Source organism: Lentzea sp. NPDC058436, from assembly GCF_042721515.1.
Classification (GTDB): Bacteria; Actinomycetota; Actinomycetes; order Mycobacteriales; family Pseudonocardiaceae; genus Lentzea.
In genome coordinates, this window is sequence record NZ_JBHXLF010000001.1 from 213822 (window position 1) to 228208 (window position 14387).

General features: G+C 66.8%; 13 protein-coding genes. 9 read left to right on the forward strand and 4 right to left on the reverse strand.

Going from position 1 to position 14387, the window contains the following annotated elements:
- Positions 1-117 precede the first annotated feature (117 nt).
- Positions 118-1251 (forward strand): S1 family peptidase, encoded by a 1134-nt coding sequence (locus ACFWN2_RS00960; RefSeq protein ID WP_382424029.1) that lies wholly within the window; start codon positions 118-120, stop codon positions 1249-1251.
- A 51-nt stretch (positions 1252-1302) separates the two neighbouring features.
- Here the strand turns inward: ACFWN2_RS00960 and ACFWN2_RS00965 are convergent, their stop codons facing one another.
- The 3 genes from ACFWN2_RS00965 to ACFWN2_RS00975 all read right to left on the reverse strand — a co-directional run bounded on the left by ACFWN2_RS00965 (position 1303) and on the right by ACFWN2_RS00975 (position 6210).
- Positions 1303-2664, reverse strand: coding sequence for an alpha-amylase family protein (locus tag ACFWN2_RS00965; protein ID WP_382424030.1), 1362 nt, complete (start codon positions 2662-2664; stop codon positions 1303-1305).
- Between the two features lie 95 nt (positions 2665-2759).
- Positions 2760-4757, reverse strand: coding sequence for a tetratricopeptide repeat protein (locus ACFWN2_RS00970; protein ID WP_382424031.1), 1998 nt, complete (start codon positions 4755-4757; stop codon positions 2760-2762).
- A gap of 49 nt (positions 4758-4806) precedes the next feature.
- The gene (locus ACFWN2_RS00975) at positions 4807-6210 is read right to left on the reverse strand and encodes an MFS transporter (RefSeq protein ID WP_382424032.1); all 1404 of its coding nucleotides are present in this window, start codon (positions 6208-6210) and stop codon (positions 4807-4809) included.
- Positions 6211-6260: 50 nt separating this feature from the next.
- Between ACFWN2_RS00975 and ACFWN2_RS00980 the strand changes: the two genes are divergently transcribed.
- Both ACFWN2_RS00980 and ACFWN2_RS00985 read left to right on the forward strand, forming a co-directional pair.
- Positions 6261-6947: a TetR/AcrR family transcriptional regulator gene (locus ACFWN2_RS00980; RefSeq protein WP_382424033.1), complete on the forward strand. Its 687-nt coding sequence runs from the start codon at positions 6261-6263 to the stop codon at positions 6945-6947.
- A 247-nt stretch (positions 6948-7194) separates the two neighbouring features.
- Positions 7195-8154, forward strand: coding sequence for a dimethylarginine dimethylaminohydrolase family protein (locus ACFWN2_RS00985; RefSeq protein ID WP_382424034.1), 960 nt, complete (start codon positions 7195-7197; stop codon positions 8152-8154).
- A 25-nt stretch (positions 8155-8179) separates the two neighbouring features.
- On the opposite strand, the gene ACFWN2_RS00990 is transcribed toward ACFWN2_RS00985, so the two are convergent.
- Positions 8180-9586 carry an NAD(P)/FAD-dependent oxidoreductase gene (locus tag ACFWN2_RS00990; protein WP_382424035.1) on the reverse strand — a complete coding sequence of 469 codons (1407 nt, stop codon included), beginning with the start codon at positions 9584-9586 and terminating at the stop codon, positions 8180-8182.
- Between the two features lie 268 nt (positions 9587-9854).
- Here ACFWN2_RS00990 and ACFWN2_RS00995 point away from each other — a divergent pair, with 268 nt between their 5' ends.
- The 6 genes from ACFWN2_RS00995 (at position 9855) to ACFWN2_RS01020 (ending at position 14387) form a co-directional block, all read left to right on the forward strand.
- Entirely contained in the window at positions 9855-10274 is a 420-nt protein-coding gene (locus ACFWN2_RS00995; protein ID WP_382424036.1) for a hypothetical protein, read from the forward strand.
- The gene (locus ACFWN2_RS01000; protein ID WP_382424037.1) at positions 10271-10744 is read left to right on the forward strand and encodes a hypothetical protein; all 474 of its coding nucleotides are present in this window, start codon (positions 10271-10273) and stop codon (positions 10742-10744) included. Before ACFWN2_RS00995 ends, ACFWN2_RS01000 begins: the two co-directional genes overlap by 4 nt.
- A complete protein-coding gene (locus ACFWN2_RS01005; RefSeq protein ID WP_382424038.1) occupies positions 10741-11211 on the forward strand; it encodes a GNAT family N-acetyltransferase in 471 nt (156 codons plus the stop codon). Before ACFWN2_RS01000 ends, ACFWN2_RS01005 begins: the two co-directional genes overlap by 4 nt.
- Positions 11212-11213: 2 nt before the next feature.
- Entirely contained in the window at positions 11214-11789 is a 576-nt protein-coding gene (locus tag ACFWN2_RS01010; protein ID WP_382424039.1) for a GNAT family N-acetyltransferase, read from the forward strand.
- 154 nt (positions 11790-11943) lie between these two features.
- Positions 11944-13122 (forward strand): DUF3182 family protein, encoded by a 1179-nt coding sequence (locus ACFWN2_RS01015; protein ID WP_382424040.1) that lies wholly within the window; start codon positions 11944-11946, stop codon positions 13120-13122.
- Positions 13119-14387 carry a diaminopimelate decarboxylase gene (locus ACFWN2_RS01020; RefSeq protein WP_382424041.1) on the forward strand — a complete coding sequence of 423 codons (1269 nt, stop codon included), beginning with the start codon at positions 13119-13121 and terminating at the stop codon, positions 14385-14387. Before ACFWN2_RS01015 ends, ACFWN2_RS01020 begins: the two co-directional genes overlap by 4 nt.

Below are 14387 nucleotides of genomic sequence, written 5' to 3' on the forward strand. Positions count from 1 at the left end.
GTTCCGGTAACAGGTGTTGACCACTGCCGCTGTCCTGCTGCACGGTGAGAGCGCTCTCATGTTCGTCGCTTCTCGCAACGGGGCGGAAGCGATCCCTGCACGGACAAGGAGAAGAGCATGCGTTTCACCGTGCCCAGAATCGTGCCCGCGCTGGCGCTCGTGCTGGTCGGGACCACCTTCACCGTTCCGGCCCAGGCGTCGGAGAAGGAGATGTCACCCGGCCTGCTCACCGCGATGAGCTCGGCGTTCGGGCTGACCGAGTCCCAGGCGCGCCTGCGTCTGGAGAAGGAGAACCGCGCGTCGCAGATCGCGCCGCGCGCTGAAGCGGAAGCCGGCGCCGCGCTCGCCGGCAGCTGGTTCGACGAGGCGAAGAACCGCCTGGTCGTGGCCGTCACCGACAAGGCCGCCGCGCGCAAGGTCGAGGCCACCGGTGCCGAGGCCGTCGTCGTCGGCCGTTCGGCGAACTCGCTGGCGGCCCAGAAGAACCGCCTCGACGCGCTGTCCGCGACCGGCGCCGTGCCGTCCGCGGTGGCGAGCTGGCAGCCCGACGCCCGCACCGGGACCGTCGTGGTGAACGTCGAGGCGGGCAAGCAGACCGCTGAGGTGGCCTCCTTCCTGGAGAAGGCACGTCAGCACGGCGCCATCACCGTCCGCACCGAGGGCGTGCAGCAGCCGCAGACGTACGCGGCGGGCACGGTCGGCGGCGACCCGTACTACACCGGCAACGTCCGCTGCTCCATCGGCTTCTCGGTGCACGGCGGCTACGTCACCGCGGGCCACTGCGGCGGCAACGGCGCGGCCGTCTACGGCTGGGACCGCTCGTTCCAGGGCAACTTCGCCGGATCCTCGTTCCCCGGCAACGACTACGCGTGGGTGCGCACGGGCGGTGGCTGGTGGACCGTTCCGGTCGTGCTCGGCTGGGGCCGTGTGCCGGACGCGCTGGTGCGCGGCTCGTGGGAGGCGCCGGTCGGCACCTCGGTCTGCCGCTCGGGTTCGACGACGCAGTGGCACTGCGGCGTGATCCAGGGCCGCAACGAGACCGTGAACTACGCGCAGGGCGCCGTCTACCAGATGGTCGGCACCTCGGTCTGCGCCCAGGGCGGCGACTCCGGCGGTTCGTTCATCACCGGTGACCAGGCGCAGGGCGTCACGTCCGGCGGCTACGGCAACTGCACCAGCGGTGGCCGCACCTGGTTCCAGCCGATCAACGAGATCCTCAACGTGTACGGCCTGAGGCTGCACACGGCCTGATGAAGAACTCCCGGCTGTCCACCGCTTCGCGCGGTGGACAGCCGGTGATTTTCAGCGCGCGTTCACGTGCAGCGCGAGCGCCGTTCCGGCACCGAGCGTCGTGGTGAACCGGCCCTGCGCGTCGATCGTCACGCGCACGCAGCCGTTCTCCTGGACGTTGCAGTAACTCCCGGCCGGCAATGCCGTCTGGAACGTGCGGCTCACCGGGAACGTCTCGCGGTTGATCGCGACGAAACCCTTGGTGCCGCGGCCGAACGCGATCATGTCGTACCCGTTGTCCTGCCAGTTGTTCACGTCCGTGCCCGCCACGGTGTTGCGGAACCCGACCATGTTCGCGATCTGCGTCCACGCGTGCTGGCACTTCCAGCCGCTGTAGCAGACGTTGTTGCCGGGCGGACCCGCGTCCTTGTCGGTGAACTCGTAGCCCGAATACACCTGCGGCGCACCGTAGTTCCACGCCAGCATGAACACGTTCGCCAGCGTGTAGGTCGAACCGTCCTTGTACGTCAACGTGGACCCGTTGCGCTCGGTGTCCCAGTTGTCCACGAACGGCCGGGCCTGACCGCTGGGCAGGAAGCCCCACGTCTGTCCGAAGTTGCGCAGGTAGGCGAGGTTCTCGTTCTGGAAGACCCGCTTGACGTCGTAGGCGTAGCGGAACTCGTCCACGTCACCAGAACCCGTGTACTCGCCGGGCTGCACGGCCTCACCCGCGCCGTAGATGACCTCGTGGACCCAGAACACGTTGGGGTTGCTCAACTTGCCCTTGATCGCGGCGAGATCGCCCGCCGCCATGTGCTTGGCCGCGTCGACCCGGAACCCGTCGACTCCCATGCCGATCAACCGGTTGAGGTACGCCGCGATCGTGCCGCGCACGTAGTCGCTGCCGGTGTCCAGATCGGACAGGTTGACGAGCTCGCAGTTCTGGACGTTGTAGCGGTCCTGGTAGTTGTTGATGGCCGAGCGGCACGAGTGGAAGTCCCAGTCGCTGTAGTAACCGGGGTAGTTGTACTTGGAGTAGCCGGAGCCGCCGGTGCCCGTGCCCGATCCGGCGCTCATGTGGTTGATCACCGCGTCCGCGATGACCTTCACACCCGCGTTGTGGCAGGTGGTGACCATGTTCCGGAAGGCGTTCTCGTCGCCGAGCCGTCCGGCGATCCGGTAGCTGACGGGCTGGTAGCTCGTCCACCACTGCGGACCCTGGATGTGCTCGGTGGCGGGAGAGACCTCGACGTAGCCGTAGCCCTTGGGGCCCAGCACGTTCGTGCACTCCGACGCCACGCGGGCGAACGGCCATTGGAACAGGGTGACGGTGACGTCCTTGGCGCCCGGTGGCGCCGCAAGACTTTGCACCGGTGTGGACAGTCCGACGATCAGCAGCACCGCCAGGAGGGTGCGCGAAGCCGAGGAAACCACGTTGTCTCCTTGCTGCAGGGGTTCACCTATGGTCGTAGCACCCGCAGGCACACCGGGCAAAGCGTTGCAAGAACTTTCCGGAGCAATTCGGCCGTCTAGGCTTCGCTCAGCAGGTCCCTGACCTCCTGAGCCTCGCGCACTGCGCCAAGTCGTTCAAAGATGGACAAGGCCTCTTGTAACGCGGTTTCTGCCGAAGCTCGCTGGTCTGTGTCCAGCAGAGCCCTACCGAGAGAGTAGAGCGTCCCAGCTTCGCGGTTGGGTTCTCCCAACTTGCGATACGTCCGCAGGGCAACCGCATGGCGGCTGATCGCTTCCTCGAGATCGCCTTCGCGCAGCAGGACCGTGGCGATGTTGTTGTGTGTCTGCGCCACACCGCTATCGTCACCCATTCGCCGACGCAGGTCTAAAGCTTTCTCGTACCACGCCAACGCCGAGGTGGGATTCCCATTATCGCGCTCTGCGTTCCCGAGGTTGTTGAGTGTCTGGCCGATGCCGCGCCAGTCAGCGATTGCCTCTCTGATGGCTAGGGCTTCAGTATATGCGACGAGGGCGTCCGACGGGCGGCCCGCTCTGCGATAGGCGCTGCCGAGATCGTTCAGTGCACCAGCAAGACCGAAATCATCGTCGAACGTGCGGTACAGCGCCAGGGAACGCTCTAGGTTGACGATGGCTTCAGTGAACTGCCGGGTGCGCACGTGAACGTTCCCGACTTCTGCCAGCATCTTCGCTTCCTTGGCTCGATCTCCAGTGGACTGCGCCAAGTTGAGGGCTAGCTCGCAAACTTCAAGTAGTTCCTTAGGGTGCCAACGGATCTCGAAGTAGGACCAAAGACTTCGTACGAGAGGGAACAGAATTGCGGGCTGTCCCCGTTCGGCAGCCAACCTTGCTGTCTCAGTCAGGACTGCCCAGGTGCGGTCTAGCCACACGGCAGCGTCGTCGCGGCCGCTGAAGGGAGTCTGTCTGGGGAGGTCTCCCGCCGAGCGGTGTTTACGCGCAAGGTTTGCTTTGGTCGAGTAGTGAACCATCATGCGACTGAGCGCGACATCGGCCTCGCAGTCTGTTTTCGCGTGGTAGCTCGCGTAGAGCCGGACGAGGTCGTGGAAGGTGAACCAGCCGGCATCGGCACCTGGTTCGATCAGGTGCGCACGGACCAGTTCCCTGAGCATGACGCGAGTGCGCGACAGCGGCCGGTCAGCCAGCGCTACGGCGCCTTCCAGCGGAAACTCGTCGGTGGGGTGAAATGACAGCAGTCGAAAAAGTCGGCGTTGTTCCTCGTCAAGTGAGCGATAGGACAGGTCGAACGCGGCGTGCACCGCTCGGCTGTCGCCGTCGTCGAGGAGGTCGAGACGATGCCCCGCATCGGCGAGTTCGGTTGCCCATTCGGTGTGAGGATCGACCTTGATGAGTGCTCGCATGATCCGCAACGCGAGTGGGAGCCGTCCGCACAATGCCGCCAGCCTGGCGTCACCGACCAGTTCAGTGGCCACGGTCTCGTCCAGCAAGCCCAGTTCGAGATGGTGTGCCTCGTCCAGCCCGGACAGTGTGTGTCTGCTGGTGATCGCCACACGGTGTCGACTACCTGGTAGCAGCGGTCGCACCTGAGCGGTGGAGGAGGCGTTGTCCAACACGATCAGCATGCGCTGCCGGGAGTTGAGTATCGAACGGTAGAGCGCGGAGCGTTGGTCTTCAGCGGGAGGGATGTGGCGGCTGTCGACGCCGAGCGCGCGTAGGAAGCTGTCCAGAGCTTGGACGGACGTGACGCGCCTGGCTTCGTCGTAGCCCTGCAGATCGATGAAAAGGACGCCGCCGGGGAAGTCACCGTCCTCAGCCGCCTGGTGAGCGGCGTGCAGGACAAGCTCGGTCTTGCCGATACCCGCCAGTCCACCGACGGCACTCGATATCACCGCCGGACCTTCCTCTGCCCACCGGGATCGAAGGGCGGCGAGTTCGGCGGTTCGTCCGCGGAAGATCGTGGTGACGGGTGGCAGGCCGTACAGCGCGGTCGTCGGGGGTGTGATGGGGTGCAGGTCGATGCGGTCCACATGGCCGGCCTGGACCACGTGGCCGTGGACGTCGCCGACCTCGTTGCTCACAATGCACGGTAACGGCGGCCGGTATCTCAACGCTGTAGCCCATACGAGGTCAAACAGAACGCGCCCGGAAGTACGCCCACCCGACGAGCGCCGCCGCCATCGCGGTCAGCAGGAGCCCGCCAACGGTCACCGCCTGCTCGAACTGCCCGGTCTGCTCCGCACTCCACCTGGGCTGCGCGATCCCACCGGCGAACAGCACGGCCAGCACGGTGCCGCTGACAGCCACCCCCGCCGCCGACGTGACCTGCGACGCCGTGTCGACGAGGGCGGCGCCGATCGACGTCCGGTTCTCCGGCAGGCCTTTGAGGACGTTGACGCCCGCGACGGCGCCGACCACGCGGATGCCGATGGCGACCAGCACCAGGGCGAGGGCGACAGGCACGTAGCCAAGCCGTCCGAACAACGCGTACACGGCGAGGCCGGCCACCACGGCGAGGGCACCGAGCCACACACCCCGGTCGAGCCCGGCCCAGCTCACGAACCGGTTGACCACCGGACCGGCCGCGATCAGCACCGCGACCTGCGGCAGCATCCCGGCGGCGGCGAGCGCGGGGGACCAGCCCCAGTCGAGCTGCAACTGCAACGTCACGAGGTATGTGAGCCCGGCGGCTGCCAGCCCGGTCGCAGCCTTGTAGGCGAGACCCGCCGAGACCAACGGGTGGGCGACAAGCTTCAGGTCGAGCAACGGATGGCTGGCCGTGCGCGCACGCACCACGTACGCCACTGCGGCCACCACGGTCATCAAGGCGGCCGCCCACGCCAGTGACGAGCCTTCGACGAAGAGGGTCGGGACGACGAGCGCGAGCACGATGGTCGCGGTGCCGAGCACGCCGCCGAGGTAGTCGGCGGGGCCGCGGTGCAGGTCGGTGTCGGGGCCGATGCCACGGCCGATGCCCGCGAACGCGAGCACCGCGATCGGCACGTTGATCAGCAGCAACGCCTGCCAGGGCGCCACGGCGAGCAGGAAGCCGCCCAGCGGAGGGCCGATCGCCAGGCCGACCAGGCCCACCGTCGAGATGAGCGTCATCGCGCGGACGCGCAGGTCGTCGGACCGGAACAGGCGGAACGCCAGTGCGATCGAGCCCGGCGTGGTCATGGCGGCGGCGACGCCCATCACGGAGCGCACGGCGATAAGGCCGCTCACGGACGTGACGAACAGCGTGGCAAGGCTGGCGACGGCGAGCAGTGCCAGGCCGGCGAGCATCACGCGGCGGCGGCCGAAGCGGTCCGCCACGGCGCCGAACACCAGCATCAGGCCGCCGAACACGACCGCGTAGGAGTTCGACACCCACTGGAGCGCTGTCGTCGAGGCGTGGAGGTCGCGGCCGATCGTGGGCAGGGCGACGTTGAGGATCGAGTTGTCGAGCATCTCGAACAGGAACACCGCGGACAGGCCGGCGAGGGCGATCCAGGCCTCTCGCAGCGACCGCGGTGGTACGACATGAGTAGTCACGAACACTGTTCTACTCGCGAACACTGTTCGGGTCAAGTAGGGTGAGTGCCATGAACCGGAAGGCCTCGTCCCGCGAGGAGTGGGCGACCCAGATCGCGTCGCTGGACCAGCGGACGCCCGCGCGCAAGGAACCGATCACGGTCGGCCGCATCGTCACGACGGCGTTGGCGCTGGTCGAGGCGGAGGGCTTCGACGCGCTGACCATGCGCCGCGTCGCTGCCGCGCTGGGGACCGGGCCCGCCTCGCTCTACGCGCACGTGCGGAACAAGGCCGAGCTCGACGACCTGCTGATCGGCGCGCTGAGCAGGAACGTGTCGCTGCCCACGCCCGACGCTGGGCGGTGGTCCGAACAGGTTCTCGACGTGTGTGGTCAGCTGTGCGACCAGTTCCTGCGCTATCCCGGGATCGCGCGGGCGGCGTTGTCCGCGCCGCCCACCAACCTCGACACGCTGCGGATCACCGAGGGCTTGCTGGCGATCTTCCTGGCCGGTGGCGTGTCGCCGAGGTCGGCGGCGTGGGCGATCGACGCCGTGCTGCTGTACGTGAGCGCGTACACCGTCGAGTCCTCGTTGCGTGGGGAGGTGGATCGGGGTGAGGTGCTGGAGCGGCTGCGGATGTTGCCGGCGAGCCACTTCCCGCACATCGCCGAGCACGCGGGTGAGCTGAACTCGGGTGACGGGCACGAGCGGTTCGAGTTCGCGCTCCGGTTGATGCTCGACAGCGTCGGAAGGAACTGAGACGCACGCGAGGTGTGCCTGAGCGTCCATTGAGGGCGTGCGCGATGGATGCGAATTCGTGTGTTCATGCGAGGTGGCGCACAGCGCAAAGGGCGCGGAAGTGTGCGAAGGGGCCGAATTTGTGCCCCGTGTCCTCACCTTCCTTGACATGAACCTTCGCGCTGTCTGATATTGCCATGCGGCGTGCTCAGGCCATCGCCTTCTTGTGTCGTGAACACCAAATCGCCGCAGTCGTGAGGAATGATCAATGACCGCAGTAACTGGGTCGTCGCGTGCGTTCGCGCGGCCGGACGTCGTGCCCGTCAACCCGACGCAGATGAGTCAGCCCGCCTTCCTGCTGAACGCTCCGTTCTCCTATTCGACGGAAATCGCGAACAACATCTGGATGGAGGAGATCGCGGAGGCGGCTCGCGTTCCGGACCATCACAAGGCGATGGCGCAGTTCATGTCGCTGTACAACCACTTCGCGGCCGAGGCGTTCGTGGCGGTGCTGCCGACGCCACGTGTGACGGGGCTGCAGGACCTGGTGTTCACGGCGAACCTCGGCCTGGTTCTGGACCACCTCCCTGACCGCAACACGGTGCTGATCTCGAACTTCACCAGCGATCCGCGCAAGGCGGAGACCCAGGTCGGCGTCGACTTCTTCCGCTCGATGGGCTACGAGGCGATCGTGCCGCCGACCAGGTTCGAGGGCGAAGCGGAGATCAAGCACCTGCACGACAACGTCTACGTCGGCGGCCACGGTCTGAGGTCCGATCCGGAGACCTACGACTGGATGGCGAGCAACTTCGACATGACCGTCGTCAAGCTGCGGATGACCGACCCGTACCTGTACCACCTCGACTGCAGCGTGTTTCCCGTGACCAGGGACAGGACGCTGGTCTGCACCGCGCTGTACGAACGCGCCGAGCTCGCTGAACTGGAGAGGTACACGGAGATCATCGACGTCTCAGTCGCCGATTGCTACGCGGGCATCTGCAACTCGGTGCGACTGAACAACACCGTGCTGATCTCCTCGCACCTGCACCATCTCCGCGCAGGCACGGAGGAGTACGAGCGGGAAAGGTCGAAGGACCAGCGCATCGAGGAGATCGCCTCCTCTCTCGCGCTTGACGTGCACCACGTCGACCTGGCGGAGTACGAGAAGGGTGGCGCCTCCCTCTCGTGCTTGGTGATGCATCTCAACCGAGTTTCCTACGAGTCCTGACCGCGACTGAGCCCTGCTCTGCGGGTCAGGACCCGAAGCCGTACCCGAGCCGGTTCATCGCGCGCAGCCACAGGTTCTCCTCGCCGTCGGCCGCGTCTGCGCGGGCGTGGGACCAGCGGGTGAGCTGGACGCCCGCGTACCGGAACGGCTCTGGTGGGAAAGGCCTCGGTCGCTCGCGCACCATTGTCAGATCGCGGAGCTCCGGTTCGTCGCCGTGCAGCAGTTCGAGCATCACGCGCGCGCCGAACCTGCTCGCGCCCACGCCCAGACCCGTGTAGCCGGCCGCGTAGGCGACCCGGCCGCGGTGCGAGGTGCCGAAGAAGGGACTGAACCGCGTGCACGCGTCGATCACTCCACCCCACGAGTGCGTGAACCGGATCCCTTCGAGCTGGGGGAACGTCTCGAAGAAGTGAGTGGCCAACGTGTTCGCGGTGGCCTTGCGGCGTTCCAGGCTCTCGTCGATCCGGTTGCCGTAGTGGTAGATGGCGTCGTAGCCGCCCCACAGGATTCTGTTGTCGGCGGTGAGCCTGTAGTAGTGGAATTGGTGCGCCGCGTCGAACACGCCTTGTCGCCGTTGCCAGCCGACATCGGCCAGCTGAGCCTGCGACAGCGGCTCGGTGACCAGCACGTAGTCGTACACCGGGATGAGGTACCAGCGCAGCCGCCTGAGCAGCGGCGCGAACACGCTCGTTGCCAGCGCCACCTTCCTGGCCCGCACGGTTCCGGTGAGGGTCGTGACCGTGACACCGGCGCCGTCGACGTCGATGCTCGTCGCTCGGGTGTGCTCGTGCACGCGCACGTTCGCGGCAACGCACGCGCCGTGCAGTCCGTCGACCAGGCGGACTGGGTCTACCAGCGCCGAGCCTTCCGGATCGGCCAGCGCGCCGACGTAGGTCGGCGAGTCGATCTCCTTGCGCACCTCTGCCGCGTCGAGCAGTGCCGGTGCGCCACCGAACTGCTCGACGAATCGCGCGGTCTGGCGAAGGTCGTCGAGCTGCCACGGCTGGGTGGCGACCAGGAGCTCGCCTGGGCGTTGCCAGTCGCAGTCGATGCCGTAGCGGCGCACCGCTTCGCCGATCTCGTTCAGGTTCTGCCTGCCCAACGCTTCCAGTCTCGGCATCTCACCGGCGAAGCGGCGCACTCCGTTCGACGTGGTGTGGGTGAGGCACGGCGAGACGAATCCGCCGTTGCGACCGGACGCCGCCCAGCCCACCTGCTCGGCCTCCAGGAGTACGACATCCAGGTCGGGATCGCGCTCCTTGGCGAGCAACGAAGTCCACAAGCCGGTGTACCCGCCACCGATCACGACCAGGTCGCACGTGCGGTGGCCGGTCAGCTGCTCGCCGGCGTGGCGGTGCCGATCGACTCCGTCGAGCCAGAACGGCCTGCATTCAGCGTCCGCGATCGAGGGGTGGACCTCCACGTCCTTCACGGCTCGTCAATGTGGCGCACGAACTGGCTGTACTGCAAACGGCCCGACTGCAATCCTGCAGAAAAGTGCACGACCTCGTGTCCGAACAGTCAGCAGGGCTTGTCCTGGCGTCCGCGGCTTTCGATGATGACGTGAAACCGAACGAGATCTGAAGTGTTGAGGCCTTGTCATGTCATCGATTCTCAAGTCTCGCTTGGGACATCGTCCGGTTGAACGCTGCGGTGAGATGTACGACTTGTTCAGCGATCCGGATTTCCTGTTTCGCACCGTGACGCCCGAAGTCCTCGACACGGCCGCCATTGACGCCTTGGTCACGGCCGACAACACCTGGCTGATCGACCAGGACGGCTGCGCCGCGGGCCTGTGGTCGTTTCGGAGCATGGAGATGTACGGCTGGGGAGTCTCGCAGTTCTGCGGCTTCTACGAGCTGTTCTACCGGCTGAGGAGCGATCTGCCAGTGGAGGACTGGGTCGAAGGTTGTGAGGCGGTCATCGGCTACCTGGCCGGCAGGAACGACATCGTGAGGATCACCCTGCCGGTGCCGGAGTTCGACGAGACCGGACGGAACGCCGCCGTGGCCATGGGATTCACGTCCGCGGGTGTCCTCCGGGACGTGGTCGGTGCCGCTCGCTCGTCCTGCGGTCAGATCGCCTACACGCGGGTCTACGAGCAGGACCGGTCCACGTGACCGCGCACACGTGCCGCCTGACCGGGTACCGGCGGCGTGCGGAGGAGTTCCACCGCGGCCGGTGGCTGGTGGGCGATCTGGTGTCGTTCCGCGACGATCGGCGAGTTCCGCTGTTCCACGACGAGCCGCCCGAGACCAGGTCGGTCTCGCGAACCTTGGTCTCGCCGGGGCACGCCTGGGTGAGCTTCACCGGCATCGACTGGATCGACCGCCGCGCACGGCTGGAGATGCGCGTGCTCGACGCCGGCCCGTCGGATCGTCTCGACGCCCTGGTGGCCGAAGCGGTCGAGGTCGCGTTCGGCAGGTTCGGCCTCCTGCGGCTGGAGGGCTGGGTCACCCCAGGTCACTACGACGTCGCGCCCGCACTGCTGGACAACGGGTTCGTGATGGAAGCGGTTGTGCCGCACGCGATTCGGGTCGACGGGAAGCCAGTCGACCGGCAGATCTGGGGGAAGGTGGGCGAGAGGTGACCCGCTCTCCGATCACCCTGGTGCCCGTGGAGGTCGAACCGGACGCCGTGGACGAGTTGCGGCTGCACGGGGACGAGTTCTTCGGGATCGACCTCGCACGGCACAACTCGGGTGTCCTGGTGACGAAGCTGGCGGATCTCGGGGTCCGGTTGCTGGTAGCCGAGTGGGACGGCGTGGCGTCCGGTTTCGCCGGCTACGCCCACAACCCGGCGAACCTGCGCCAGGCGGCGGTGTCCGTCAGCGCTCGCGACCGCGAGCGGACCACCGAGCTCCTGGCCGAACTCGTCCGTCTCCTGCGCACCACCGCGAGGACACGGTCTTTCGTCAGCGTCCTGCGCGAGAACACCTCCGCGCTCGGGGCGCATCTGGCCGCCGGCTTCACCGAAGCAGGACGGCTTCGTGCGCGCCGATTCCACGACTTCCGCTACCACGACGAGATCGTGCTGTACCAAGAGGACGACAGCTGACGATGACGCAGAAGCCCCCGCTGCTTGATCTCGTCAGGATCCGGCACCTGCGGCAGCCGGACATCCCCGGCCGGGTCGCCGCGATGAGTGAACCGAAGGCCCGTGAGAACATCGGCAGCCTGCCCGCGCTCTACAACGCGAGCGAGAAGACCGCCTTCTTCACCGGTCTCGTGGAAGGTCAGGATCCCGAGCGCGTCGAGCTCGTCGTCACCAAACGGGACAGCACAACGGTTGCATACAGCCAACTCTCGGACATCGACTGGACGCACGGAACCTGCGAGATCGTGGTGCTCGCGCTGCCCGAGTTCAGGTTCGGGTTCGGACTGCTCGCGTTGCTCAAGACCTACGACTTCGCGTTCGGCACGCTCAACCTGCGCAGCGTGCTGAACGACGTCAACGACGGCAACCGGATGATGTCCTCTCGCGAAGTACTGCTCGGCAAAGCACAGGTGATCATGCCGAACGCACACTTCACCGAGGGCCGCGTCCGGGACTCGTTCCAGTGGACGGAGACGCGTGCGGAGATCGCCGCCCGATTCGGGTTCGAGCTCCCCGGCCAGGAAGCGGTGGCGCTGTGACGGGAATCGGCGCGAAGCTGAAGCAGGCGTTGGCCGGCGACCCCCGCACGCGTTTCATCCACCTCACCAACTTCGAGGTCGAGCGCGACTGGGCCCGGGGCAGACCCACCCTGCCCGGCGCGGGTGTGAACTCACGGCCGCCACTGTCAACCGCATGGAGGAGATGGGCCTCTTCCTGGCGGACGAACAGGACTTCGTGGTGCTGAAAGAAGATCTCGACCCGCAGTACCGGGCTTACCTGCGAGACCTCGGTGTGCACGGCGGCGCCGTCCTGTGCCCTGAGGAATCCGAGCCGGCCCGCAGGATCACGGAGGACGTTCTCGCCTCACCGAGGTTGATCGACCGGCTGCGCGCGCTGGCGGACGGGAACACCTACCTCCTGCCCTTGGGCGTGTCCGCTCGTGAGGAAGTGCTCTCGGAACTGACTGGTCTGCCGCTCGCCGCGCCCGGCGCGGAGGCCTGCGAAGCGGTCAACAGCAAGGTGTTCAGCAGAGCGATCGTCGACCGCACCGGACTGCGCCAGGTTCCGGGTGCGTCGTGCTTCGACCTCGACGAGGTCGAAGCGGCGATCGCCGAGCACCTCCTGCCGGGCGGCCGCGTCGCCGTCAAAGAGGCGATGGGAGTCTCCGGCCGCGGCATGGTCGTGGTGGACGATCTCTCACGGGCGCAGCGGCTCATCGCCATGATGCGCAAACGCTCGACCACAACGGATCTCGTGGTGGAGCGGTGGATCGACAAGACCATCGACATCAGCTACCAGTTCGTGGTCGACCGGACGGGAACTGTCTCGTTCGAATCGGTGAAGGCCGCTGTCGCAGGGCCTGGCGTGCACAGCTGCAACCGCTTCCCGGTTGATCTGCCCGCCCCCGTTCTGGACGAGATCCGCCACGCGGCCGATGTCATCGGCGCGGAACTGTTCCGGCACGGCTACTTCGGTGCTGCGGGAGTCGATGCCGTGCTGTCCTCGGACGGACACCTGTACCCCTGTCTGGAGATCAACGCCCGCTTCAACATGGGCCACTACCAGAACGCCATGGCGGAACAGTTGCCGCCACCGCACGCGGCGGCGGAGGTGGGCGCCCTCGACATCGCCCTGGACGCGCCGCAGACCTTCGGCGAGTTCATCGCACCCGTGCGGGACCTGCTCATGAGCGTCGGTGAACGGTGCGGGGTGGTCATCACCAACTTCGCCACCGTCAACGCAGGCGCGGCTGACGGCCAGATGTTCCGCGGTAGAGTGGGCGTGCTGTGCGCCGGAAGGGATGCCGCCGACGCCGCGGCGTTGCGGGCGGAGTTCGCCCAGCGGCTGACGCCGGGCGGGGTGCCGGCATGAGCCTCGACTTCTCGGCGCTGGCGGCTGAGTTCGGCACACCGCTCTACGTCTACGACGGTGACGTGCTGCTGGAGGACTTCGCGACGTTGCGCGCGCTCGTCCCGGGCCCGATGGAGATCTTCTACTCCCTCAAGGCGAATCCGAACATCACCGTCTTCGACCTGTTGCGCCGCAGGGGAGCCAGGGCCGAGGTGTCGTCCCTCGCGGAGCCGCGCACGGCGCTTGCCGCCGGAGCCGCTCCTGAGGACATCATCTTCCTCGGGCCGGGCAAGACCGAGGCTGAACTGGCAGCGTGCGTGGACGCGGGGGTGTACTCGGTGGTGGCCGAGTCCTTCGCCGAGGTCGAGTTGATCGATCAGCTGGCCGCGCGACGCGACGTCGTCCAGCGGGTGATGCTGCGGATCAATCCCGCACGGCCACCGTCGGCAGCCAGACTGGTGATGGGTGGTAAACCACGCCAGTTCGGGGTCGACGAGGACCTGGTCCTCGGTTCAGGTTCCAGGCTCGCCGAGTACCGTCACGCCGCTGTTCGTGGTGTTCATGCCTATTTGGGCACGCGGTTCCTCGACGCGAAGTCCGTCGTGGACAACACGCGATACGTGCTCGACCTCGCGCTGAGAGTCGCTGAGAAGACCGGAATTCTCCTGGACGTCGTCGATGTCGGAGGTGGGCTCGGGGTTCCGTACTTCGACAACGAGTCCGCGCTCGACACCGGCCTCCTCACGACCGGGCTCGGCGAGGCGGTCGCGGAGTTCCTGACCGCTCGACCGGGCACCAGGTTGATCATGGAGGCGGGGCGGTTCCCCACCGCGGGTTGTGGCACCTACGTGGTCTCGGTCCGGTCGGTGAAGCGCTCTTTCGGCGAGAACTTCGCCGTCACCGACGGCGGTACGCATCAGCACATGACAGCGGTGGGCATCGGTTCCGTCATCAAGCGGAACTTTCCTGTCGAGCTGCTCAGCCGGGCGTCCGCGGCACCGGCTGAACCGTGGCACGTGACCGGCCCGCTGTGCACCCCGAGCGACGTCATCGCGAAGGCTGCTCCGCTCCCGGAGTTGCGGGAGGGTGATCTCGTCGGAGTGCTGATGTCCGGTGCCTACGGTCCCACGGCCTCACCCGGCCTGTTCCTGGGGCACGGCCATCCCGCGGAGGTCGTGGTGCTCGGCGGTGAGGCACGACTGGTCCGCGCCCGTGACACCGTCGAAGACGTGCTCTCCCACCAGATCCTCTGTGACTTCTCCACAACGACACCGATCGGAAGGTGA